General features: G+C 36.1%; 26 protein-coding genes. 8 read left to right on the forward strand and 18 right to left on the reverse strand.

Annotation, left to right across the window (positions count from 1 at the left end; all coding sequences use genetic code 11):
• Nucleotides 1–85 precede the first annotated feature (85 nt).
• Nucleotides 86–424, forward strand: a complete 339-nt coding sequence (gene ytrH / locus SM124_RS12105; RefSeq protein ID WP_322446797.1) for a sporulation membrane protein YtrH — start codon at nt 86–88, stop codon at nt 422–424.
• The gene (gene ytrI / locus SM124_RS12110) at nt 421–924 is read left to right on the forward strand and encodes a sporulation membrane protein YtrI (RefSeq protein WP_322446798.1); all 504 of its coding nucleotides are present in this window, start codon (nt 421–423) and stop codon (nt 922–924) included. Before ytrH ends, ytrI begins: the two co-directional genes overlap by 4 nt.
• 37 nt (nt 925–961) lie before the next feature.
• Here the strand turns inward: ytrI and SM124_RS12115 are convergent, their stop codons facing one another.
• Nucleotides 962–1900: a DHH family phosphoesterase gene (locus SM124_RS12115; RefSeq protein ID WP_322446799.1), complete on the reverse strand. Its 939-nt coding sequence runs from the start codon at nt 1898–1900 to the stop codon at nt 962–964.
• A 249-nt stretch (nt 1901–2149) separates the two neighbouring features.
• Here SM124_RS12115 and SM124_RS12120 point away from each other — a divergent pair, with 249 nt between their 5' ends.
• On the forward strand, nt 2150–2455 hold the full coding sequence (locus SM124_RS12120; RefSeq protein ID WP_322446800.1) for a YtpI family protein: 306 nt from the start codon (nt 2150–2152) through the stop codon (nt 2453–2455).
• A 45-nt stretch (nt 2456–2500) separates the two neighbouring features.
• On the opposite strand, the gene SM124_RS12125 is transcribed toward SM124_RS12120, so the two are convergent.
• The 3 genes from SM124_RS12125 to SM124_RS12135 form a co-directional block, all read right to left on the reverse strand.
• Nucleotides 2501–3820: a DRTGG domain-containing protein gene (locus tag SM124_RS12125; RefSeq protein WP_322446801.1), complete on the reverse strand. Its 1320-nt coding sequence runs from the start codon at nt 3818–3820 to the stop codon at nt 2501–2503.
• A gap of 120 nt (nt 3821–3940) precedes the next feature.
• On the reverse strand, nt 3941–4180 hold the full coding sequence (locus SM124_RS12130) for a hypothetical protein (protein ID WP_322446802.1): 240 nt from the start codon (nt 4178–4180) through the stop codon (nt 3941–3943).
• A gap of 125 nt (nt 4181–4305) precedes the next feature.
• Entirely contained in the window at nt 4306–4986 is a 681-nt protein-coding gene (locus SM124_RS12135; protein ID WP_322446803.1) for a metal-dependent hydrolase, read from the reverse strand.
• A gap of 279 nt (nt 4987–5265) precedes the next feature.
• On the opposite strand from SM124_RS12135, the gene SM124_RS12140 reads away from it, so the two are divergent.
• Complete coding sequence (locus SM124_RS12140) at nt 5266–6366, forward strand: M24 family metallopeptidase (RefSeq protein ID WP_322446804.1); 1101 nt, start codon at nt 5266–5268, stop codon at nt 6364–6366.
• A gap of 133 nt (nt 6367–6499) precedes the next feature.
• Here the strand turns inward: SM124_RS12140 and ald are convergent, their stop codons facing one another.
• The gene (gene ald / locus SM124_RS12145) at nt 6500–7621 is read right to left on the reverse strand and encodes an alanine dehydrogenase (RefSeq protein ID WP_322446805.1); all 1122 of its coding nucleotides are present in this window, start codon (nt 7619–7621) and stop codon (nt 6500–6502) included.
• Between the two features lie 283 nt (nt 7622–7904).
• Here ald and SM124_RS12150 point away from each other — a divergent pair, with 283 nt between their 5' ends.
• Nucleotides 7905–9245, forward strand: coding sequence for a purine-cytosine permease family protein (locus SM124_RS12150; RefSeq protein ID WP_322446806.1), 1341 nt, complete (start codon nt 7905–7907; stop codon nt 9243–9245).
• A gap of 161 nt (nt 9246–9406) precedes the next feature.
• The gene (locus SM124_RS12155; protein WP_322446807.1) at nt 9407–11482 is read left to right on the forward strand and encodes a transglycosylase domain-containing protein; all 2076 of its coding nucleotides are present in this window, start codon (nt 9407–9409) and stop codon (nt 11480–11482) included.
• A 57-nt stretch (nt 11483–11539) separates the two neighbouring features.
• Here SM124_RS12155 and SM124_RS12160 read toward each other — a convergent pair whose 3' ends face one another.
• Nucleotides 11540–11701, reverse strand: a complete 162-nt coding sequence (locus SM124_RS12160; RefSeq protein ID WP_322446808.1) for a hypothetical protein — start codon at nt 11699–11701, stop codon at nt 11540–11542.
• Nucleotides 11702–11810: 109 nt separating this feature from the next.
• Here SM124_RS12160 and SM124_RS12165 point away from each other — a divergent pair, with 109 nt between their 5' ends.
• Nucleotides 11811–12260 (forward strand): universal stress protein, encoded by a 450-nt coding sequence (locus SM124_RS12165; RefSeq protein WP_322446809.1) that lies wholly within the window; start codon nt 11811–11813, stop codon nt 12258–12260.
• Nucleotides 12261–12359: 99 nt separating this feature from the next.
• Here the strand turns inward: SM124_RS12165 and argH are convergent, their stop codons facing one another.
• Together argH and SM124_RS12175 are read right to left on the reverse strand one after the other, a co-directional pair.
• Nucleotides 12360–13760, reverse strand: coding sequence for an argininosuccinate lyase (gene argH / locus SM124_RS12170; RefSeq protein WP_322446810.1), 1401 nt, complete (start codon nt 13758–13760; stop codon nt 12360–12362).
• Nucleotides 13757–14962: an argininosuccinate synthase gene (locus SM124_RS12175; protein WP_322446811.1), complete on the reverse strand. Its 1206-nt coding sequence runs from the start codon at nt 14960–14962 to the stop codon at nt 13757–13759. Before SM124_RS12175 ends, argH begins: the two co-directional genes overlap by 4 nt.
• A gap of 242 nt (nt 14963–15204) precedes the next feature.
• Between SM124_RS12175 and SM124_RS12180 the strand changes: the two genes are divergently transcribed.
• Nucleotides 15205–15519, forward strand: coding sequence for a hypothetical protein (locus SM124_RS12180; RefSeq protein ID WP_322446812.1), 315 nt, complete (start codon nt 15205–15207; stop codon nt 15517–15519).
• A gap of 59 nt (nt 15520–15578) precedes the next feature.
• Here the strand turns inward: SM124_RS12180 and SM124_RS12185 are convergent, their stop codons facing one another.
• The 10 genes from SM124_RS12185 to sppA form a co-directional block, all read right to left on the reverse strand.
• Nucleotides 15579–16757, reverse strand: coding sequence for a metallophosphoesterase (locus SM124_RS12185; RefSeq protein ID WP_322446813.1), 1179 nt, complete (start codon nt 16755–16757; stop codon nt 15579–15581).
• A gap of 154 nt (nt 16758–16911) precedes the next feature.
• The gene (locus SM124_RS12190; protein WP_322446814.1) at nt 16912–17424 is read right to left on the reverse strand and encodes a MogA/MoaB family molybdenum cofactor biosynthesis protein; all 513 of its coding nucleotides are present in this window, start codon (nt 17422–17424) and stop codon (nt 16912–16914) included.
• Nucleotides 17421–18260, reverse strand: coding sequence for an EcsC family protein (locus SM124_RS12195; RefSeq protein ID WP_322446815.1), 840 nt, complete (start codon nt 18258–18260; stop codon nt 17421–17423). The genes SM124_RS12190 and SM124_RS12195 overlap by 4 nt, the downstream gene beginning before the upstream one ends.
• Nucleotides 18261–18442: 182 nt before the next feature.
• Nucleotides 18443–19630, reverse strand: a complete 1188-nt coding sequence (locus tag SM124_RS12200; RefSeq protein ID WP_322446816.1) for an acetate kinase — start codon at nt 19628–19630, stop codon at nt 18443–18445.
• Between the two features lie 314 nt (nt 19631–19944).
• Nucleotides 19945–20928, reverse strand: a complete 984-nt coding sequence (locus tag SM124_RS12205; protein ID WP_322446817.1) for a class I SAM-dependent methyltransferase — start codon at nt 20926–20928, stop codon at nt 19945–19947.
• 111 nt (nt 20929–21039) lie between these two features.
• Nucleotides 21040–21540, reverse strand: coding sequence for a thiol peroxidase (gene tpx / locus SM124_RS12210; protein WP_322446818.1), 501 nt, complete (start codon nt 21538–21540; stop codon nt 21040–21042).
• A gap of 166 nt (nt 21541–21706) precedes the next feature.
• Complete coding sequence (gene ytfJ, locus SM124_RS12215) at nt 21707–22165, reverse strand: GerW family sporulation protein (RefSeq protein WP_322446819.1); 459 nt, start codon at nt 22163–22165, stop codon at nt 21707–21709.
• Nucleotides 22166–22180: 15 nt separating this feature from the next.
• Nucleotides 22181–22876: a DUF2953 domain-containing protein gene (locus SM124_RS12220; protein ID WP_322446820.1), complete on the reverse strand. Its 696-nt coding sequence runs from the start codon at nt 22874–22876 to the stop codon at nt 22181–22183.
• Nucleotides 22877–22971: 95 nt separating this feature from the next.
• Nucleotides 22972–23427, reverse strand: a complete 456-nt coding sequence (locus SM124_RS12225; RefSeq protein WP_322446933.1) for an RDD family protein — start codon at nt 23425–23427, stop codon at nt 22972–22974.
• A 55-nt stretch (nt 23428–23482) separates the two neighbouring features.
• A complete protein-coding gene (gene sppA, locus SM124_RS12230; protein ID WP_322446821.1) occupies nt 23483–24493 on the reverse strand; it encodes a signal peptide peptidase SppA in 1011 nt (336 codons plus the stop codon).
• Nucleotides 24494–24536 lie beyond the last annotated feature (43 nt).

Below are 24536 nucleotides of genomic sequence, written 5' to 3' on the forward strand. Positions count from 1 at the left end.
TGGCTAACTGTAAAACATATTTAGTTGAGTTTGTCCATATGATGTACTATTACGAGTTTCTAATCTCACATTGAGGATGATTTACATGAACGAACAACGCTTTTTTCAAGTATTTATTGATAGCTATTTTATTGCTCTAGGAGTTTTACTTGGTGGTGCCTTAATCGGAGGGCTTGCTGCCTTTCTAACAGGACGGCCTCCTTTAACCGAAATTTATCGTATTTCATCCTCTATTCGAATTTGGGCTATTGTTGCTGCAATTGGGGGAACTTTTGATGCTGTATATAGCTTTGAAAGAGGCTTATTCGATGGGGAAACAAAGGATATTTTTAAGCAATTTTTACTGATTCTATCGGCTTTAGGCGGTGCACAAACAGGGGCACTCCTTATCACCTGGTTAACAGGGGAGCATATTTCATCATGAGAATTCCTCCCTATTATCGTCAAGCCTCTTGGCAAAGATTTTTTGCCGGGATGGCTATTGGTGGTGTTATTAGCTGGTGTATTTTTTTGTATATCTTTGGTGAGTGGCAGGAAGAATACAGCATGAAAATAGAAAAACAGGAAGAGGATATTAGAGATTTAAAGAATGAAAAAAAAATTTGGCAAGAGGATTACAATGAAATTAATAAAAAGAATAAAGAATTGTTAATGGTTCAAGAAATTAACGTAAAAATTACAAATAGCGAGAAATATAAGCTGGATTCCTATACGGTTTTTGAAATTGAAGAGTCTATTAAAGAGGATATTAGTGTGTTATTAGCTAAAGACATTGATACAGCCTACAAAAGTAGAGAACTCATTCGTAAGGCAATTGAAAATAAAACAGTTAAAGCTCATGAGAAGCGTTACGAATTAGAGGTCAGAGAGATCGTATTTTATACTAAGGTGTCTATTCAATTGCATATCAAATTAGCAGATTAAAACGCTCGACTAGTAATGACCAGTCGAGCGTTTCTTACTATTGCTTGGCACACACTTCTTTTAAATCCCTAATGACATCATCCATTTCATCCCACGAAAAGATAGATGCACCTGCTGCAAGAGGATGACCTCCGCCTTTGTACTTTTTAGCCACTCCATTAATAACTGGCCCTTTTGAGCGTAAACGTACTCGAATTTGGTCTTCCTCTTCAATAAAGAATACCCAGGCTTTAATTCCAGCCACATTGCCAAGGGTACTTACAAGTAAAGAAGCTTCTGAAGCTCTAATTCCGTATTCTTGAAGTAATTCTTTCCGTAAAATCATGGAAGCAACTCCATCGTTGCTCATTTCAAAGTTTAGGAGAACATAACCGTTTAGCTTTACTACATTTGGTGAAAGTTCATACATTTTATCGTATAGGTCGTTACGAGAGAAGTTATAGTGAATTAACTCTCCTGCATATGAGAAAGTTTTTTCCGTTGTACTTGGATAGAGAAAACGTCCAGTATCGCCAACAATGCCAGCATAAAGTAATCTTGCTGCCTCATCTGACATTTTCAAACCAAGATCTTTCCCAAAAAGATAAAATTCATAAATCATCTCACTAACTGAGCTAGCATCCGTATCAACCCATAATAAATCTCCATATGGGTCCTCATTTGGATGATGATCAATTTTGATAACTTTGTCGCCAAGGCGGTAACGTTCATCACAAATTCTTTCCTGATTGGCTGTATCTGTTATGATTACAAGAGCTCCATTGTATGTTTCATCAGGAATGACATCGAGACGGCGCATAAAATTTAAGGTTTCCTCTTCCCTTCCTACTGTATAAATGTTCTTATCAGGAAATGAAGCTTTCAATACTTCCGCAAGTCCACCTTGCGATCCATAAGCATCTGGATCGGGACGAACATGACGATGGATGATAATGGTCTCATACTCTTTGATCATATCTAATATTTCTCTTTTCATACACTACTCCTTAGAACCGTTATTGTTTAAAAAGCGTCATTATCTTTATGTAAAAAACTTTAAGTAAGATAAGATCAACATACTAACTATTTTAAGTTATTTTTCCCTTCCTACCAAAATTTAAGAAAAACAACTAACATATTTTCTTTTTAACATAAAAGTCAAAAAAGAAAAAGCAAGGTTAGTGGAATTTTTCTTAGAAAGTCGGTAAAATGAAATGAGATTGTCGAAACTTGGAGGATTAAAACTATGCCTATATTTGCCATCTTAATTATCTTTGCTTTAGCCTTTTACGTTTTTTATAAAATTAAATACTTTCGCACAAAACGCCCAGCAGAAAAGAAATGGCTAGCATCTAAATCTAGTATAGCACTAGGAGTCTTCGTTTTTCTTTTTGGTGTTAACCAATTATTTATTAATCAGTCCACTACAACTTATATAGTTTCCGCTATTTTTATTATTTTAGGGGCAATAAATATATTAGGTGGAAGGAAAGCCTACAAACACTATCTACCGATTGCCATACAGGAAGCTGAATCGTTAAACAAAAAGTAATGAATTTTAAAAGCCTCTCCCTGTGGAGAGGCTTTCGTTCGTTAATTAATGCCGATCTATAAGCTGGCACATCATCATGGCTTTACCAACCAATACTCCCTCGTTGAACACTTCAACATCTACCTTACCAAACTTACGCCCAACCTCTAATACTTTCGGGTAAATTTCTAATAAACTGTCGATTTGGACTGGTTTAATAAAATAAATGGTCATGTTTTCAACAACGAGATCGCCTTTTTTGTATCCTCTTAAGATACCATTGGCAGCTTCCGTAACAATGGTTGTGAAGACTCCATAGGAGATGGTCCCCAGATGATTGGTCATTTGAGGAGTAACCTCACAACGGAAAACATCATCATTCTTAGTCTTCCCTCTTGTTAATACCAACTGGTTTGTAACTATATCATCAATTGTTTCACCTACCTGTGGTTGACGCTGAATCATTTGAAGGGCTTTCAGTACATCTTGTCTGCTAATAATTCCTTCTAATTTGTTACTATCATTCACAACAGGAAGTACTTCAATTCCTTCCCAGACCATCATATGAGCAGAGGAAGCTACACTCGTTTTTCCCCCAACGGTCATTGGGTTCTTAGTCATAATTTTTTCGATAGGAGTTTCTCTACTGATTCCCATTACGTCCTTTGAGGTGAGCATCCCTTGTACTTTCATATTCTGGTCCACAACAGGAAAGCGGCTATGAAGAGTTTCACCGTTTAACTCGTACCATTTGTCTAGTGTGTCTGTTGTCTTTAAGAAAGCCGTGTCTTCAATAGGAGTTAATATATCCTCTACTAGCACAATTTCTTTTTTAATTAATTGGTCATAAATGGCTCTGTTAATCATGGTGGCAACAGTGAACGTGTCGTAGCTACTAGAAATAATCGGTAGTTCAAGCTCGTCAGCTAATTTCTTTACATGCTCTTCCGTATCAAATCCACCTGTTACTAAAACTGCTGCACCAGCATTCAAAGCATATTCATGTGCCTTCGTACGGTTCCCGACAATGAGTAGGTTATCCGCACCTGTGTAGCGCATCATCGCTTCAAGCTTCATCGCACCAATAACGAACTTGTTCAACGTTTTGTGAAGACCTGCTCGGCCACCTAATACTTGACCATCCACGATGTTTACGACTTCTGCATAAGTAAGCTTTTCAATATTTTCTTTCTTTTTCCGTTCAATTCTAATTGTTCCAACACGTTCAATAGTACTTACATACCCTTTATTTTCTGCATCCTTAATGGCTCTGTATGCCGTTCCTTCACTAACATTCAGTGCCTTGGCGATTTGTCTAACTGAGATTTTTTCTCCAATCGGTAAATCATCTATATATTGTAAAATTTGTTCGTGCTTTGTTGCCAAGACCTTCACCCTCTATTTGAATTTCCTTAATTGACCATAGATACTAAGTCTTATTATAAAGTGAATAGTATTTGTATTCAATTTATTGTTAGAGGATGAAGTTTCTATATAAGTTACTTATTAATTAGAGCGAAGTCTTTTTCTAACTTGTTTTAAAGTTCGCTCTGCTCGAACGTTAGACTTCTTAGGAGCGTATAACAATGCGGATAGATTTCCAGCGATGACAAATAGAGCAAGCACAAGCCAGGAAATTGCGAATATCCCAGAAGGACCCTCACTAAAAACAGATAGATTAGGTACGGCGTAATAGAGCATCATACCGCATACTAACAGACAAAGTAAGTATCGATTTTTATTCATAATATCCTCCTTTAAATTAATTACTTTATATCCAACATATGCGGACAAGTCGTAAAAAAGTCGAATTAAATTAAAAGGAGGGTTAACAAAAAGCAGCCCTTAAATAGGACTGCTCTACACTTTGATTAGAGTTCAATAGATTCCCCAGACTGTAGCACTTTCCCAACCCCTGCCGGCAGCATTTCTACAAACCTATTAGGGTCTTGCTTAATTGGTGGGAAAGTATTGAAATGAATAGGAACTACTTGTTTTGCTCCTAATAGCCCAGCCGCATAAGCCGCATCCTCTGGACCCATTGTAAAATTATCTCCAATTGGCAGGAAAGCTAAATCGATTGGATGACGGTCACCAATTAATTTCATATCTGAAAATAATCCAGTGTCACCAGCATGGTAAATGGTTTTTCCATCAATTGTTACTAGCACTCCCGCAGGCATTCCAAGATAAATGATTTGCTTATCTTCTGTCACGTAACCTGAACCGTGGAAAGCAGGGGTAAGCTTTACTTTTCCAAAATCAAATTCGTAAGCTCCTCCTATATGCATCCCGTGGGTCTTTACCCCTTGCCAGCTTAAATATGTAGAAAGTTCAAAGTTCGCTATAACTAGAGAATCATTATTTTTAGCAAGCTCTACCGTATCTCCCACATGATCTCCATGCCCATGAGTTAAAATAATGACATCAGGCTTAATGTCGTTTACTTTTAAATCTGTTAAACCATTCCCCGAAATAAAAGGATCAATTAAAATCGTTTTTCCATTTGCTTCAATTTTTACAACAGAATGTCCATGATAAGAGACTTTCATCACGCGGTTCCCCTTTCAATAATACAGAGTAGACATTTTTAAACTTCAACAAAAGATTAAAATGTCCTTCTTATCCTTTTACCTTATACCCATTTTACAAGCTGTTTCATTCATCTCTCCTATGAAATATCAAAGTTTTAAGTTTACATTTCATCTAATAGTTGCTACTTTTAAAGTACAGTTTCATTTTGTTGCAAACTTCAGAAAAATTATTATATTTACATACTCTCATCTTCTGAAGTTCAATAAATATCAAAAAAATAATAGGAGCGAATTTACATGACAACTGAAAGATTAAATAAACTTTCCTCTTGGATGAAAAATGAAGGGGTAGAATTTTGTTTCCTAACGTCTCCTGATAGTGTGTTTTATTTAAGTGGTTTTTTAAGTGACCCTCATGAGCGCTTACTAGGCTTGGCCGTATTTCAAAATGAGGAACCGTTCCTAGTCTGTCCAGCAATGGAAAAGGAAGATGCCAAAAACGCTGGCTGGGCAAATGAGATCGTTGGTCATAGTGATATTGACAATCCTTGGGCACTAGTGAAGAACGCCATCGATAAACGTGGAATTCGTGTTGAGAAAATGGCGATTGAAAAAGAGCACATGAATGTGGAGCGTTATGAAGCATTACTAAATCTTTTCCCTGGTGTATCATTTGTTTCTGCAGAAGAAAAAATGCGTAAATTAAGACTAGTAAAAGACGAAAAAGAATTATCCATTATTCGTGAGGCATGTGCTTTAGCAGATTACGCCATTGAAGTTGGTTGTTCCGAAATTCAAGAAGGAAAAACAGAACTGGATGTACTAGCAGCTGTAGAATATGCCTTAAAGAAAAAAGGCGTAACGGAAATGTCTTTCTCAACCATGGTATTAACAGGAGCGAATGGAGCTTCTCCACACGGTACTCCTGGGTTAACTAAAATTAAAAAAGGTGACCTAGTCCTGTTTGATTTAGGTGTAGTAGTTGATGGATATTGTTCTGATATTACTAGAACGGTTGCATTTGGAGATATAGACGATAAACAAAAGGAAATTTACGATACAGTTCTTAAAGCTCAACTTGCTGCACTAGAAGTAAGTAAACCGGGAGTAACTTGTGCAGAAGTAGATTTAACGGCACGTAACATTATTGCTGATGCTGGCTATGGTGAGTTTTTCCCACATCGTCTTGGCCATGGATTAGGAATAAGCGTACACGAGTACCCTTCATTAACAGAAACAAATTCTTTACTTCTAGAAAAGGGAATGGTTTTTACTATTGAGCCAGGAATTTACGTCCCTGGAGTTGCAGGAGTAAGAATTGAAGATGATGTAGTTGTTACAGACAACGGAATTGAAATTCTAACTAAATTTCCTAAGGAATTACAAGTTATTAGATAAATATCAAAAGCTCCATGGATGTCCATGGAGCTTTTTTTAATAGGTAAGAAAGTATATGTTTTCTGAAGTTAGACTACTGTCTAGCTCCAGCGACTAGTGTACTTCGCTAAACGGGGCGCTTGCGCTTTTCTTATTACGCGCGCTCTAGAAGTGTTCTAGCAGATGAATATTCTAAACCATGTGCTTCTGCAACTGCTTCATAAGTTACAAAACCATCTAATGTGTTAATTCCTTTTAATAGAGCTTCATTATCTAAACATGCTTGCTTATAGCCTTTGTTAGCAATTTGTACAGCATAAGGAACCGTTACGTTTGTTAATGCAATAGTAGACGTACGTGGAACGGCACCAGGCATATTAGCAACTGCATAGTGAACAACTCCATGCTTTTCATAAGTAGGGTTGTCATGTGTTGTAATACGATCCGTTGTTTCAAAAATTCCACCTTGGTCAATAGCGATATCTACAACTACTGAACCAGCAGACATAGATTGAATCATTTCTTCAGATACAAGTTTAGGAGCTTTTGCACCTGGAATTAATACAGCACCAATAACTAAGTCAGATTCTTTAACTGCCTCAGCAATGTTATATGGATTTGACATTAATGTCGTTACATCACTACCGAAGATGTCATCTAATTGGCGAAGACGATCTGGGTTTAAGTCGATGATTGTTACGTGTGCACCAAGACCGATAGCCATCTTAGCTGCATTTGTACCAGCCACTCCACCACCGATGATTGTAACTTTTCCTCTTTTTACGCCAGGAACGCCTGCTAAAAGAATTCCCTTACCACCGTGCACTTTTTCTAAGAATTGTGCACCAATTTGTGTAGCCATTCTTCCAGCCACTTCACTCATTGGAGTTAATAGAGGTAATGTATTGTTTGGTAATTGAACCGTTTCATACGCGATACCAATTACTTTATTATCAATTAAAGCTTTTGTTAATTCTGGCTCAGGAGCTAAGTGTAAGTATGTAAATAGGATTAAACCTTCACGGAAGTATTTGTATTCTGATTCTAATGGTTCTTTAACTTTCATTACCATATCCATTGACCATGCTTCTTCAGCTGTGTTAACAATTTTTGCACCAGCGTTTACATAGTCCTCGTCTGAGAAACCTGATCCTAATCCAGCACCAGTCTCAATGAATACTTCATGTCCAAAATTAAGTAAGTTCACAACACCAGCCGGCGTCATCGCAACACGGTTTTCGTTGTTTTTAATTTCCTTTGCTACTCCGATACGCATTTACTTGCCTCCTATTAGAAAAATCCTTTATTTATGCTAAATCCGATACTAATATACCACCTTTATAATACAAGAATAAAGAGAAATTTTGAAAACCGAAAAAAACTCCAATGAAAACCCTTACACACCAGTGTTCCTGTATTGTTTTCTAACTATTCTGTATTTTACTTCTATACAGTTGTTACCAGTGTGGAGAGTAAAAAAAGTCCCTTTTAGAGCTAGTCCTAGTATAGAATAATGAGTAGAAAATATTTAATTAAGACTTATAGAAAGGACAAAGTCTATGGAATCAGCAGCTAAAGTTCAACAGCCTGTTCGCCATTCTACTATTGAAAAGTTTGGTTTAGAAGCTGTCCCAAAAGAGCTTAGAAAAACAAGTTGGTATGATTATTTTATTTTACAAGTATCATTTTCCGTTAACTCAGGTAATTTTCTTGTGCCTGCACTTGCTGTTCTTAACGGAGGGTTATCCTTTTTATCAGCCGTTTTAGCAACTGTAATTGGCGCGGCGGCAGCTTTCTTTTTTGTTTCATTACTCACTTTTCCTGGATCTAAAAACGGAATTCCTGCTCAGTATGCGATTCGAAGTATGTTAGGAACCTTTACAGCAAGATATATCGCCTCTCCTATTCGGTCATTAACATCACTTTATTGGTTTTCTGTTCAGACCATCGGAGGAACGATCGTTTTAATAGAATTAGGAAAAAGAGTGTTCAATTTTGAGCTATCCTTTCTTCCTGTAGCTATTACTCTAGCAATTCTCATGAGTGTATTAGCTCTAGTTGGATTTGAGGCAGTTAAAAAAGCAACTAAATATTTTATGCCATTTTTAATAATCGGTCAGATAGTATTGTTTGTTCTGTTCATCCAAGAAGCAAACAATATAGCCTCTAGTCAACCTATATTGGAGTTACAAGGCAGTGTAAAAACCTTTTTCTTTTATTCAAGTTTAGCCTTTGTTCAATATGTTTCAGGTGTGAGTGCCTCTTCTGACATGGCACGTTATGCAAGGTCCTCTAAGGGGGCTTTCTGGGGATTATTCAGTGGAAATACGTTCGGATTCCTTTTAACCGCTTTATTAGGTGCACTTTCCGCTTCTCTATTAGGAGAATGGAATCCATTTGTATCAGCTAGTACGTTAACCTCATCGTATGTTGTCCTATTTTTAATTTTTATATGTGTGTTTGTATCGATGATATCTATTAACTTAAACAACGCCTATACCGGCGGATTCAGCCTCCTGAACACCTTTCAAGGACTAGGAAGAGTGAAAAGTGCCCTTGTGTTTGGAGTATTTGCTGTTGTCCTTAGTTGCTTCCCTACTTTGGTAAATGAAGCACAAAATTATATCTCTTTATTAGGTACGCTTGTGATTCCTATTTCAGCCGTCATTGTCTCTGATTTTATTATCGTGAAAAAATGTCAATTAACAGAAGAAGACATTGAGGGATTAATTAGAAGTAACAGGTTATCTATTAATAAACTAGCTATTTTAGCTATTGTATTTGGTGCACTATTGTACGGCCTACTTCCAAAGAGTCTGTCACCTGGTTTTATTTCCTTCGTTGCAACATCCATATTTTATGTTGTTGCTTCTATTATTAAGAAAATAAATAAACATTAACACTATACGGTCACTAGTTGATTGGAGCGGAGGGCGCCGACTCCTAACTAGTTTTTAATGGTCTAATTTTTTTAAATAATATACTGCGAAACTTTTACTCTTTAAATACGTCTTTAATAGAGGTTACTTTTTTTAATTAGCTAATGCAAGAAGGAGACATAATGGAAAGATTCAAACCTTATTGGGAATGGGTTGTTCGTTTCTGGAGAAAGAAACATATAACTCAAATATTATTGTTAACACTATTAGTTTTTATTTTACTAACCATTTTGTTTTTTGCATTCCTAGCGAACCAAGCAAATGTTCAATCTCTTAAAGAGGGTTTAAGACAATCAACCGTCATTTACGATAAAGATGGTGATATGGCAACCAACGTAGCAACTAACCGAACTTCAGGAGTAAGCGTAAACGACATTCCTGAACATGTAAAAAATGCTGTCGTTGCTATCGAGGACCATCGATTTTATGAACATAATGGTTTTGATTTAAAAGGAATTACACGTGCCTTTTTCACAAACTTACTTTCTGGTCGAATAACCGGTGGTGGAAGTACACTTACACAACAATTAACGAAGAACGCCCTGTTGTCACCAGAAAGAACGTATAAAAGAAAGATTGAAGAATTATTTTTAGCTGTTGAAATAGAAAAGAATTACTCCAAAGATGAGATTCTAAAAATGTATTTAAATCAAGTCTATTTCGGTAGTGGTGCGTGGGGAATTGATCAAGCGTCAAAAAAATACTTTAACAAAGATATTAAAAACGTGACAACTAGTGAGGCTGCTCTTCTGGCGGGGCTTCTTCAAGCACCAAGCGCACTCGACCCTTATCATTATTATGATAGAGCTATCAATCGCCGAAACATCGTATTAACAAAAATGCATGAAAATGGGATGATTTCTAAAAAAGAGTTGAAATTAGCCCAAGCAGAAGAAATAAAATTAGAAGATGGTGGCGGAAGCTTTATTGAAAGAAAATATCCATATTATATTGATGCTGTCCTTGACGAAGCAACAACTAAATATGGACTAACACAAGAAGAAATCTTAACAAGAGGTTATCGTATTTACACAGAAATGGATCAAAACCTTCAAGCTGTACTAGAAAATGTCTATAATAATGATTCTCTTTTCCCGCGAGGTAATAATGGAGTTCTAGTACAAAGTGGCGCAGTATTATTAGATCCAAATACAGGTGGAGTAAGAGGACTTATTGGTGGTCGAGGAGAACATGTCTTCCGAGGCTTTAACCGAGCAACTCACCTGAGAACTCAGCCCGGGTCCACTTTTAAACCATTAGCCGTGTACACACCAGCTCTAGAGGAAGGATATCACATCACCTCTAAACTGAAAGACGAGCAGCTAACGTTCGGAAAATACAAACCGACTAATTCCTCCAAAACGTATAAAGGAGAAGTCGCCATGTATGAAGCTGTACAAGATTCTCTTAACGTACCGGCTGTTTGGTTACTAGATCAAATTGGGTTAGAAAAAGGTCTATCATCATTAAAGAAATTTGGTATTCCTCTTCAAAAAGAAGATGAGTATTTAGGTATTGCTTTAGGTGGAATGCATAAAGGAATCTCTCCTTTACAATTAGCTGAAGCTTACTCCACTTTTCCAAACGATGGAAAGAGAAATGATAGTCATCTTATTACGAAGATTGTAGGACCAACAGGAAATATTATTGCAGAAAGAAAACCGGTTACAACTAAGGTTACCTCTAAAAAGGTGGCCCGCGAAATAACTTCCCTGCTGTTAAATGTCGTGGAGTCTGGGACAGGTAAAGGAACAAAGTTAGCTGGCGTAGATATTGCTGGTAAAACAGGTTCTACCCAACTTCCCTACAACAATATTAACGGTTCAAAAGATCAATGGTTCGTCGGGTTTACTCCCAATATCGTTGGTGCTGTTTGGGTTGGCTATGATAAAACAGACAAAAATCATTATCTATCCAGTAGTAGTTCAGAAAATGTTGTTCCGATTTTTAGAAGCATTATGGAAAAATCCCTTCCTCATTTGGAACCAGCTGAATTTGAAGTACATTCTGTTAACGATAGACTTGCTGGAAATGACAAGAAAGAAATAGAAAAGAAACTAAAAGAAAAAGCCGAACAAGTGGAAGAAGTATTAAAAACTGAGGGTTCTAAGTGGAAAAAGGTTCTTGAACAAGCTAAGAAGGACTTCGATGCTCTCAATGATAAAGTCATTAAGAAATTAAGAGAACTTAAAGAGTAGTAAAACAAGACCGTTCGATTGCTCGTCGGTCTTGTTCTTTAACTTATCATTTTTTTATCATTCAGATTCATCATAAACAGTTTCACTTTTGTCTAACTGACCATGTTCCTGGTCAATGACTCCACTGTTGTACGAATCCATAATCTGCTGACTAACTTCCCCTTCACCTTGGTGGTCATAAATATAGTGAGATTGACCTTTCGGTTGCTTCTTTTCCACAATATCTCTCCTCTTCAAAATAAATTTAATTTCTTCTATATTTTTCGAAATTTAGCCACAGATATTCACTTTTCTAAACTGTATAATTAAGGTAAAGGAGGAGATTTAAATGAGTCTCACTTATAAGAATATTTTAGTTGCTGTTGATGGATCGAAGGAAGCTGAATGGGCTTTTAAAAAAGCAATTGAAATTGCTAAAAGAAATGATGCTAAGCTAGTTTTGGCACATATTATTGATACTCGTACTTTTGCTACAGTTGAAGCATACGATCGTACTATTGCTGAAAGAGCCGACCGTTTTGCTACTGAACTAATGGAAAATTATAAACAAAAAGCTCTAGTGGCTGGGGTTTCAGAAGTAAATTATGTTGTAGATTACGGTTCACCTAAAGTTAGAATCCCTAAAGATATCGCACAAAAACATGAAGTTGACCTAATCATTTGCGGAGCTACTGGCTTAAACGCTGTAGAGCGCTTCCTAATCGGTAGTGTTTCAGAACATATCACACGTTATGCTCCTTGTGATGTACTAGTGGTTCGTACGGAGAAGGATGAATAATCATATATGTAAAAAAGACAGGAATTACATCCTGTCTTTTTTTAGTTACACAGAAGATTTTAATATGTGTGAGAAGCATTGTTTAGAATAGGGCCTTTATTAAATAACCCCCGTAAATTTCTCATGTTCAACAAGTTTCTTCGCTTTTGATATTGCGCTTCTTACTTGGTCGAACCCCGTACCGCCTGCACTGTTTCTTCGAGCAACAGCTGTAACTGGATTTAACACTTCATAAATATCCTCTTCAAATAGTGGATTGATATTTTGATAATGTCCTAAAGGTAAATCAGCTAAATAGCAGCCTTTGTTTACACAGGTTAATACTAATTGACCTACAATTTCATGGGCTTCGCGGAAAGGAACTCCTTTTGCCGATAAGTAATCAGCAAGTTCCGTTGCGTTTGAAAAATCTTGCATGGTTGACTGCTCCATTTTAGTTTTGTTTACCTTTATCGTTTTAATCATACCTGTAAAAATTTTAAGAGAACCGGTAATGGTTTTTACCGTATCAAACATTCCTTCTTTGTCTTCTTGCATATCTTTGTTATAAGCAAGGGGAAGACCTTTTAATACAGTCAGCAATCCTATTAAATTTCCATAAACACGACCCGTTTTCCCACGAATCAGTTCTGCCATATCAGGATTTTTCTTTTGTGGCATAATGCTGCTACCAGTTGTGTAGCTATCATCTAATTCGATAAAGTTAAACTCTTGACTAGACCACAAGATAAACTCTTCACTCAAACGAGATAAATGCATCATTAGAATAGAACTAGCTGACATGAACTCTAAAATAAAATCTCGATCACTAACAGCATCTAAACTATTTTCATATATGCCTTCAAATCCAAGTAGTTCCGAGGTAAGCTCCCGATTTATTGGAAAAGTTGTCCCCGCTAAAGCCCCAGCACCTAATGGAGAGATATTAATTCTCTTTAAACTTTCTACATATCTTTCTTTATCTCGCTGTAGCATCCAAAAGTAAGCCATTAAGTGATGAGCAAAAGAGATTGGTTGTGCTCTTTGTAGGTGAGTGTAGCCTGGCATAACGGTTTCAACGTTTTTCTCTGCTTGTTCTAATAATGCAAGCTGCATATCATTTACTAAACTGACGGTTTCTTCTGTTTTGTTACGTAAATATAAATGCATATCTGTAGCAACTTGATCATTACGACTTCTAGCTGTATGGAGTTTCCCTCCAACAGGGCCAATCATATCAGTCAATTGGCTTTCTAAATTTAAATGAATATCCTCTAGTTCAACAGAATAATCTATTTCATCATTTAATGCTTTTTCCTTTAACTGAAGGAGCCCAGATTTAATTTTTTCTCCTTCAAGGGCAGTAATAATCCCACATTGGGAAAGCATGCTTACGTGAGCCAAACTTCCCTCAATATCTTCTAAAACCAATTCTTGATCAAAAGAAATGGAGGCACCAAATTCATCTACCCATTCTTCTGCTGTTTTAGTAAACCTACCACCCCAAAGTTTTTTATTCACACTGTCACCTTCTTAGATTGGACCATACTTTGCACTTTTGTAGGAAGACCCCACAGATTAATAAAGCCAACCGCAGAACTATGATCAAATTCATCTTCAGCTGTATAGGTTGCAAGCTTTTCGTCATATAGAGAGTAAGGAGACTTTCTTCCTTCAACAATGGCATGACCTTTGAAAAGTTTCACTCGAACAGTACCTGTCACATGCTTCTGCGTTTCTTTTAAGAATGCAACTAAAGCTTTTGTTAGAGGTGAAAACCACAATCCATCATATATGACCTCTGTCATTTTCTTCCCGATAATAGGTTTAAAGTGAGCAACCTCTTTAACAAGTGTTAAATCTTCTAGTTCCTTATGTGCTTTAAGTAATGTAATAGCACCAGGACATTCGTAAATTTCACGAGATTTAATCCCAACTAACCGATTTTCTACATGGTCAATACGCCCAACTCCATGTTTTCCAGCTAGATCATTTAATTTTAAAATTAAATCTGACAGTGAATACTCCGTTCCATTTAGTGCTACAGGAACTCCTTGTTTGAACTCAATTTCAACAATATCTGCTACATCAGGTGCATTCTCTAAACTTTGAGTTAAATCATAAGCTTCTTCTGGAGGTGCTGCCCATGGATCTTCAAGTACGCCACACTCACAGCTTCTTCCCCATAGATTCTGGTCAATAGAAAAAGGACTATCTAAATTAATCGGGATAGGTACACCATGCTGTTTAGCATATTCAATTTCTTCTTCACGTGACCAGCCCCACTCACGAACAGGTGCTAATACTTTTAAGTTTGGGTTAAGTGCTTGAATGGACACTTCAAAACGTACTTGGTCATTCCCTTTACCTGTACAGCCATGAGCGACCGCTACTGCACCTTCCTTCTCAGCCACTTCTACTAGCTTTTGAGCAATAAGTGGTCGAGACAAAGCCGAGACTAAAGGATATTTCCCTTCATACAATGCATGTGATTGCAATGCTATTAAAGCATAATCATTAGCAAACTCCTCTTTTGCATCAATTACGTGTGAAGAAACAGCTCCTACTGTTAAAGCTTTTTCTTTAATAAAGTTTAAATCCTTTCCTTCACCTACATCTAAACAACATGCAACCACTGAATAACCTTGATCTTCTAACCATTTAATTGCAACAGAAGTGTCTAAACCCCCGGAATACGCAAGAACTACTTTTTCTTTCCCCATTTATTAAATCCTCCTATATACGAATAAACATTCATTTATGTTTATATTTATTCTTTGTTTATCTGTTTACCAATTTAACAATTATTTGAGGATATTTCAATACTTATTCGTTAATTTGTATAAAAATTATTTTTTCATAACAGCTTTTCAAGTCAGTAATAGGAATTAGCCTATCTGAACATGGTAGAAATTTGAATAGTATAGTAGAATATGAGTAACAAAATGCTGGGGGCTAAAAATCAATGGAAGATTTTTTTTCTTTTAATGAGAGATTAGGTATACTAGTACCGTCCTACCATAAGGACTTTGATGAATATACAGATTCAACTCAACAACAAATACTGTTTAAGTGGGAAAGAATACGTGGAAGTATACCAGACCGCATCGCTGATTTAGAGAATATTATTAATGAAAAACAAGCCCAACTTTCTGATGAAAGCGATTTTAAGTTATCATGCCAATTAAATAGTGAAATTGCTGAATTGGCATCTATTATTAATGACTTATGGCTATGGTATCGTACCAATCAAGATATTTCGGGGAAAGCACATCTTTAAGATATTAAATAAAAAAGGAAGTGGAGTAATCACGAACGGTACTCTCCACTTCCTTTATTTTATGGACTTAATGGAAAGCCCAAATTACTTTCTTCTAAGTACATTAACGTATTTAAATGACTTTCTTCCATTAGGGCATGTATCTCCGGGTCCGGGTTAACATTTGGTTTCTTTTTTCCATTGATGATTCTGAAAATGGACTGGACCTCTGATTGACTATCCATGACTTTCCATTCACCATTAATATGTTGAAGGTTTAAATCAATAATTCCTAAATGGTTTCCCCAAAAACCGGCCTGTACAGCAGCTACTCCATTAATCGTTCCCTTTTCATTATTAATTCCTGGTCTGTTCTTTAAATCATCTCGTCCAGGGAAAACAGAATGGCTATGGCCAAATAGAATAGCATCTATCCCTTTAACTTTGCTTAGGTTAAATAAATTATTTCCTTCTTGATCTTTTAGGCGTTTATCGGCTCCAATTCCCGAATGTGCTAAAACAACAATAACATCGGCACCCTTTTGCTTCATAATAGGGACAAAGTGTTCTGCAGTTTGGACAAGACTTTTGACCTTTGCCATTCCACGAACGTGTTCTATATCCCACGCATAAAAGATAGGAGTGAGTAGTCCTATCACACCCACTTTAATATTGTGTGTTTGACCATTTGTATCAACAACTTGCTTATTTAATATGACGTATGGATTAAAAAAGTTGATGTCATCCACTTCGACATCATTATGGTCATCCACATAGACATTAGCATTGACATAAGGAAATTTTGCTCCCTTTATGCTATCGAGAAGAAAATCCAACCCATAATTAAATTCATGGTTTCCTAGTGTGGCTGCATCATAATGTAAGCTGTTCATTATCTTATAAACAGGATGAAAAAAGTATTTTGGATTTTCCTTATACTTTTTGACTGCATATTCACCAAGGGCATTTCCTACTAGTAAATCTCCATTGTCAAATAATAGGCTATTTTGTACTTCATTACGAGCCTTTTTAATGAGAGTGGCGGTCCTAGCTAATCCAAATTCAATGGTTTCTCTTTTTTTTCGATAATCATAGTCCAGCATGTTTCCATGTAAGTCTGTTGTTTCTAAGATTCTTAAATGGACGGTAGAAGCCGGTAGTTCCTCTGCTTTAACGACTGGAAAGTGACAAAATAAAGCAATGATAGGAACTATAACCGTGAAAAAAATTATTCTTTTTCGTTTATCCATTCCCATCATGAACACCCCTAGAAGTCTTCGTTTTCTTATTTTCTCTAATGTTTACAAATTTAATCCGATTATTTTTTCGTCTTAAACGTATAAAAACATAAATTGATTACGAAAATGACCAAACAAAAAAAACCAAAACTAAAATAGTTTCGGTTCTATCACATTATAGATCTTTCTGTATTTCTCGTACGATATGTCCGACTTCAGGAATAATTAGCTTACTCATAGCCAATTTAACTGCACCGGTTGAGCCAGGAGTGGAGAAAACCGCTTTGTTTTTTACAACTCCAGCAGTGGCTCTAGATAAAATGGCTGCTGACCCAATATCTTCTTGATAACTTAGCATCCTAAAAAGTTCACCAAATCCAGTAATCTCTTTATCAAATATCGATTGCACGGTTTCGATAGTCACATCCCTTTTTGCAATCCCTGTTCCACCGTTTGTCAAAATGACATCTACAAGAGGATCCTCACACCCCTTGAGAACTTCTTGCTTAATGGAGGATGCATCATCTTTTACAATGATATAATCCACAATAGAATGACCTGCATTTTCTAGAAACTCGATCATTGCCCTTCCACTTCTATCTGTTTCTTTTGTTCTCGTATCACTAATGGTGATTACTTTACATCTTATGTTTTTAGGGGCTTCTATTTTATGTTCACTTACACTCATCCTTTACGGTTCTCCTTCTCTAGTAAATATCTCATTTGATAATATTTATGGGAAAACTCTGTTACTTTCCTTGTTAATTGATAATTCGTGCTAGCACCTATCGCCATACTAACAAGTGGTAACCCTTGGAATGATTTATTTTTAAACAATATAATGGCTAACCCTTTTAAAATCTGTTTTATAGGTTGTTCAAACCAAGTGATGTTCGTTAGCTCCTCATTTCCTTCATAAAAATAATAATCTTCCGTTTGATTAAGGTCATTCATCAGTTCTTCCCAACCAAAATTTTGCATCCTTAGAGGCAAGGTGGATGAATGAAATACTTTTAAAGATGTCATCATTTCAAAAGGGCGATTAACTTCAAAACCATAAGTCATTGCTATTAATTGGACAACTCTTAAGTTAATAACAGCCATAGCAGGCATATCAGCACCTAGGAAAATCGTTCCTCCCGTTCCTGATAGTCCACCCTGAGCGAATGAATATAAGCGGTGTCTAGCAATTTGTTGTTCGGCTATGTATCGTAATTGGTCTATATTTAGCATTTTTAAGTCATCTATATTTTCTATGTTTGGGTTAAAGATACGGCCTGATGACAAAATTCGTTGTTTTGCATCATGCTGTAGTTGACTTCCCTGAATTAATGCGTGTAGATGAAAGAGCCAATTATCAAGCATGGAGAAAAATTGCTTTTGTGTCTGTTCTGGAAGGAGTGAGAATGATCTTTCTAAATATTTATCATATGTAAGTTCAAAATCATTAGGCTGATAGCTATAAAGCTTACTTTCCCATTCTTTAATCTCAGATAATACGGTTTGCTCCCGTTCTGTTAACATGGGATGACCTCCTACTCCGTTATATATATTGGTTATAGTATAGCATAATCCATTCTAACAATACTCAAAACGTAAGGGTCATAGTGCATAAAGTAGATAACACCTATATACCCTCCCTACATTAGAATAACACCTATAAAAAAAGAAAGAACAAAAGCAGCAGCCTTTGTCCTTTTAAAAAATTATTTAGAAAGTCTTACTACATCTCGTGCAATCATAACTTCCTCATTTGTAGGGATGACCATTACTTTTACAGGAGAGTGAGGGTAGTTGATGAACGCTTCTTCCCCACGAGTTTTGTTAAGAGCAGGATCCCAATAAACACCCATGAATTCTAAGCCTCTTAATACGTGCTCACGAATGACATCACTATTTTCACCAATACCAGCTGTGAAAATGATTGCATCCACACCATACATACGTGATGCATATGAACCAATATATTTATGAATACGGTTTGCAAACACATCTAAAGCTAACTGAGCACGATCGTTTCCTTCAGCCGCTTGTGTTTCGATATCACGTAAGTCACTTGAAAAACCGGATACACCAAGCATCCCACTCTTTTTATTTAACACATCTAATACTTCATCAGCTGTTTTATTTGTTTTTTCCATAATAAAAGGAATAAGAGCAGGGTCAATATTTCCTGAACGAGTTCCCATAGTAACACCCGCAAGTGGCGTGAATCCCATCGAAGTATCAATTGATTTTCCACCTTCAATGGCAGCAATACTAGCACCATTTCCTAAGTGACAAGAAATTAAACGGAGTTGCTCTACTGGTCTACCAAGCATCTCTGCTGCACGCTCAGAAACATATTTATGTGATGTACCATGGAAACCATATTTTCGAATTCCAAACTTCTCATAATACTCGTACGGTAAGCTGTATAAGAATGAACTTTCTGGCATCGTTTGATGGAATGCAGTATCAAACACGGCCACTGCAGGAACGTTAGGAAGCACCTCTTGGAAAGCTTGAATACCAGTAATATTCGCTGGATTATGAAGGGGAGCAAGCTCTGATAATTCATTAATCTTATTCAATACTTCTTCAGTTATTAAAACAGAATCTTTGAAAGCTTCTCCTCCGTGAACAACACGGTGCCCAATTCCTTCAATCTCGTTTAATGACTGAATAATTCCTGAAGTAGTTAACTTATCGAGAAGCATTTTTACCGCAACGGAGTGATCAGGAATATCTGTTGTTTCTGTCACTTTTTCGCCATTAACTGTGATAGTAAAAATGGAGTCATTTAATCCAATACGCTCAATTAAACCTTTTGTGATGACTTCTTCACTTGGCATTTCAAACAACTGGAATTTCAGTGAAGAACTACCGGCGTTAATTGCAATTACTTTTGCCATAATATATACCGCTCCTTTTATTTAAACATCTGTTAAAATACAGTGATTTTAATACGAAATTGAACTGGATCTATGTATTTGTCTAAAATAAATCCCTTATTAACAATCATTCAGCTACTTCTATATTTTGTACAAATGTATGTAATTCTATCTCTCAATTCCTCATTTAAACACTGTCCACTTTACATTTCAAGATATACCTTTCTTTGTTATCGTTTACATCATAAAGAAAATATTTTCTGACTTTCTGAAAAATAAATTATTATAAAAATTGATGACAAAAAAACCGATGCATCACATACATCGGTTCACCATTATTTATTCTCCGAAATCCAAACGTCAATTTTTCCAAGCATTTTTTCTACTTCTGCAGCCTTTGTTAGACTAGGCAAATTTGCCAGTAAAACTTGTTTTGGCTTTTTAACGTCTATGCCTTTCTTTTGAAGTATTAAAATGCTTTTTGCAGCCTTTTCATTTTTAAATAAAGATAAAGGAAGTTGAAGGATTCCTTGAATATAGGCTTTTTCGTTTAAGTACTGATGAAGTTTTGGTGCTTCTTCACTCTCAAACAAGCCATTCGGAATAATGAAGAACAAGTAACCCCCATCTTTTGTATAGTTGATGCTTTGTTCAATCAATAAATGATGAGCATAGGAATGGCCAGAATCAGCCTTTAACTGGTATTCTGCTGACCTAACATCATTAGGATAATAGCCGTATGGTAAATCACTAACCACTACATCTACTAAATCAATAAATAGTGGCTCTAAGCTGTCCTGATTAAAGAGTTGTACCGGATGACTTTGTAAGTTTGCATTTATATATGCTAGTTTAATTAGAAGGTCATCTATATCAATACCAACTGAATCAATACTCTTTCCACTTTGCTGATTTATAACTGTAGTCAGCAAATTCCCTGTTCCGATTGTTGGATCGAATAGTCTAAAGGAGGGCTGTTTAACAAATTTATTCACTAGATAGCCGACCAGCATCCCAATCGTATCAGGAGTCATTTGATGATTTGCTTGGATATTTTCCTGCATCCCTTTTAAAATGGCTAATTGAAAGGATCTACGAATCTCTTCCACATTATATTTACTTAAGTTTACGGACTCATAGCTTTTCTTAAGCCTCTTAATCGTTAGTTCACTTAGTTCTTCTTGTAGAACAGACTGATGAAAGATATTTTCACCGGTTTCTGCTAATGCTTCTAAATAGGTACAAGAAAGTTCTTCTTGTAAAATTAACGCTGTTTCGTTAAATAAAGTAAATAAGTCTTCCACCGTGCTAATATTCACTTATATTCCTCCTGCTCTTTTTCTATCCTTTATTGTAACGAGGAATGAACTTGTCCTCAAGTTTTGTGAATATATATAAAAGGCCTCGATTAAATCGAGGCCCCTTTTTTATTAGTTAGCTGCTTTAGCTGCTTCAATTGCAGCTTCGTAATTAGGATGATCAGTTGCTTCACTTACATACTCAACATAAGTAACTGTATCGTTAGAATCAATTACAAATACTGCACGAGCAAGTAAACGTAACTCTTGAATTGCTACTCCATAAGCTTCCCCGAAAGAAAGGTCACGGTGATCGGATAAAGTTTGAACTTTATCGATACCTGCAGCGCCACACCAACGTTTTTGAGCAAATGGTAAGTCAACACTTACTGTTAAGATTTGTACGTTATCTAGGCTTGATGCTGCTTCATTAAAACGACGAGTTTGTGCGTCACAAACTCCTGTATCAATTGAAGGAACAACACTGATTAGACGTACTTGACCTTTAGAAGAATCTAAAGTTACTGGTGATAAATCGTTAGCTAAAACTGTAAAGTTCGGTGCTTTGTCCCCAACTTTAACTTCTGAACCTAAAAGAGTTACTGGGTTACCTTTAAATGTGATTGATGCCATTGGGCTCATCCTCCTTAACAACTTATGTACAGTGTAAATCATAGCGTTTAATGGGCATTTTTGCAAATTTTTAGACAGAGTGGCTATTAATAATTCCTAATTACATGAAAAAAGTTAACTCCTTCTTTTAAGAAGTTAACTTTCTTATATAAAACAAATCAATTGATTAGATTTCTAAATCGGTTTTTGGTCCATCATATTCTTCTGGATTACCTGGTTTACTTTGTGTATTGCTATTTCCTTGGCCTTGATCGTTTTTATTTGAGAACATTTGTTGAATTTTATCCACCGCTTGTGGTGCTAAATCAAGAATTTTTTCGTATAGATGAGTACTTTCATCTAAGTGAACCATTTTCACTTCTCTTGAGTTAACGATTAAAAATGCGATAGGTGTTATGGATACTCCACCACCACTACCTCCACCAAATGGCTTTTTATCACCTTGGCCATCAAGGGAGAAGTCACTTCCACCAGCAGCAAAACCAAATCCTACTTTAGAGACTGTAAGAATTACACTTCCATCAGGTGTTTCTACTGGGTCACCTATAATCGTGTTAACATCAATCATCTCTTTAAGATTTTCCATTGCAGTTGTCATTAACCCTTGAATAGGATGCTCCGTCATATACAACTTCCTCCTCTATATCGATTTAGACTTATTATCAGATAAAATTGATAATGGCTTCGTTTTGAAACGGGGTTTTCCGCCCTTCCAAAATTTTAGTAGTTTAATTCCTGCTAACATAGCATGCCCGATTCGAAATTGAATCATACATTTTATAGCCGTTTGAGATACAGCAAATTGAAAGTTTGGAGTGATTGTTACGGTAGGCATTTTTTTCATTACCATATATCGGCTGACAATTCCAAGTAAACTACTCTTTACAGCCCATATTGAGCCTGTTAATACTCCCGTAATGGCTGCATCTCCAACACCGACAACTGAATGCCATTCCAATTCCTTGACTTGCACTTTTCTCAAAAACTTTTTAACAATTTTATGTAAGCCCAATACATGATTAACTAATTGCTTCGTATCGTTAAAGCCCTTTAATAAATCCTCACCAGCCACTTGCCTTTTTCCTTGTTTTACATTCTTTTCTTTTTTTCCCTTTTCGATTTTATCCTTTACTACAATCGTTGGTGAATTCTCATCTACCTTGATCATCGGAATGGTCATTTTATAGCGAACAAGACCAAATAAAGCCTTAAACTTTATTTCAAGGTGGTCATTATCTTGTCCATGATAGTAATCAATATAAACTTTCAATTTAGAAATGATAACAACTAAAAGGATCAATAAAATAATGGCTAATACAATAAGTACCCATTTCAATTACATTCACACCCTTCAGCCTACTAGTATCCACTAAATTGACAAAAATAAACCTGCCAACCAATAGTTGACAGGTTTATTTTTGCTTAATATGATTATTTTTCATGAACAACAGTGGTATCTGCGAAAATATCATGCAACCCTTGTTTTTTTGGTAAGAATGCAACGATCACATAACTGATTAGAACGGTTGTAGAGATGAACCTTCCAATCCATTCCCTAAACAAAATCGTACTCCAAGACAATGAATTACCATCGAGATTAACAACCTTTAATCCAAAAGCCATTTTACCTAGTGTCTGACCGAAGAATTTTGTCATCAGTACGAAATATCCATAAAAGGTAATCGCAGTTGCAATGGTAATAGGTGAAAATATATTTACTTCAAATAAGTTTATGTCCAATGCTCTAAAGGCTGGATTAATGATGATTCTATCAATGCTTCCAATGACAACTAAATCAAGTAAATAAGCCCAAAATCTCATCCAAAAACCTGCGAATTGAGGTTCAATTGAAGACAGATTCTTTGAGGGTTCAGTCTGTTTTTCCATTTGATTGATTTCATTTTCGTACTCAACTTGATTTTCTTCCATAACTTCCCCCTCCTTATTCAGCATATAAGTACATCAAACGTGGAGAGTTCGGCTGAGATAGTAATTTCATTAAACCTGCCATCTCAAAGTCTTCTCCCATGATTTTTTGTGCTCCCATACTAAATAAAGAACCAAATCCAAAGTTTTCTGTATAACTTACTACTTGAGCACCTTTTAAATTGTTATCTTTTTTCATTACATCAATAACATCTTCTAAATATCCGAACTCATCAATCAGGTTAACGTCTTTCGCTTGACGCCCATCATAAATACGACCGTCTGCTATTTTCTTAACCTCAGCTTCAGACATTCCTCTACCTTCCGAAATGACCTTAACAAAGCCTTCATAAGAATTATCAATCATGGATTGTAAAATGTCTCTTTCTTCTTTGGTCATATCTCTAGTTGGGCTCATTATGTCTTTGTATGGACCGCTTTTAATGGTTACAAACTCGACTCCATATTTTTCAGCGAGGCCAGCATAGTTATAACCTTGCATGATTACACCTAGTGAACCAGTTAAAGTTTCAGGACTCGCGAAGATTTTATCAGCAGGTGCAGCTATGTAATATCCTCCCGAAGCGGCCATAGACCCCATCGACACATAAACTGGCTTCTTAGCTTCTTTTTGTATCACAATAATTTTTCGATGAATTTCTGCACTTTCTACTACACCCCCACCAGGAGTGTTTACCTTTAAAACAACAGCCTTAACCGTTGGATCATCTTTTACGTGTTCTAAGCTTTTAATAAAAGATTTATGATTATACCCTGGGCTTGTAAAAAGAGATCCTGCATCAGTTGTATCCTGAATGACCCCATTCACTTCTAAAATCGCAATTTTCTTTGATGAATTTCCCTTTTCTACTACCTCTTCAATAAACGGTGTATCTGCCACTTCAAACATTTCTTTAAATGAACTTTCAAAGTCGGTGAAAGCAAATGCAGATAACATGTTTACCACAATCGAGAAAAATAATAACGCACCAGCAATTCCTAATGCTGCCCAACGTTTCCCATTCATGTTGCCATCCTCCTTATAACTATTAGCCAACTTCGTACTAATT

Origin of the sequence: Robertmurraya mangrovi, from assembly GCF_034427655.1 — a bacterium.
GTDB lineage: Bacteria > Bacillota > Bacilli > Bacillales > Cytobacillaceae > Robertmurraya_A > Robertmurraya_A mangrovi.